Source organism: Acinetobacter seohaensis (assembly GCF_056431365.1).
Genome location: NZ_JBWKMK010000063.1, coordinates 1 through 586, shown reverse-complemented (window position 1 = coordinate 586; position 586 = coordinate 1). Strand labels below are relative to the sequence as shown.

1 protein-coding gene is annotated in these 586 nt (G+C 28.2%); it reads right to left on the bottom strand.

The genetic code is table 11. The features are described from left to right. Positions 1 to 77 precede the first annotated feature (77 nt). Entirely contained in the window at positions 78 to 461 is a 384-nt protein-coding gene (locus AC07E5_RS09620; RefSeq protein ID WP_147395704.1) for a hypothetical protein, read from the bottom strand. Positions 462 to 586: the final 125 nt, after the last annotated feature.

Sequence of the window (586 nt, the reverse complement as noted above, 5' to 3'; positions counted from 1 at the left end):
GTGTATTATGTTAATTTTAGTTTAATTAACAATTTACATTAGCACTTCATGCTTCTATCCCTCATAAAAAATTTACCTTAATCTTTAGCATTGAATGTTTCTATATACAAACTTCGCTCTAATTCTTGATTATAAATTTTTGAAGCAATGCAACACTCTTGCAAAAAATCAATAAAAGCATCATGAACATTTCTTTTCATTGGATCCTTAAGACAAGAATGTAATTTTTCTAACCTTTTAAGAACCCTTGGTTCATCGTGAAAAATTGCAATTACTTGGTTCATAGCACTAGAAAACTGTTCACCTTGAATAGAAAACCTATGTCCTAATAATTGCCTAGTAAGATCAATTTTTAATTTTCTCTTCTCCATCCTATTCATGTAAATAAGAGAAAGGATAGAGCCCAAAATTCCGGATAATAAGGAGGCAAATATTGTTATAAATATTAAGGTGTAACTCATTAACTAATTTTCATCCAAAAAGTTGTTTATCACATCTAAGATAAACTTCTTATTCGCAGTTTAAAATGTAAATTTTGAGCCATTTAACATAATGGTGGTTATACGCAATACACTTGTATATTAAT

Excerpts from the sequence above, each read along its gene's own strand:
- AC07E5_RS09620 (WP_147395704.1), bottom strand. The coding sequence starts at position 461 with ATGAGTTACACCTTAATATTTATAACAATATTTGCCTCCTTATTATCC.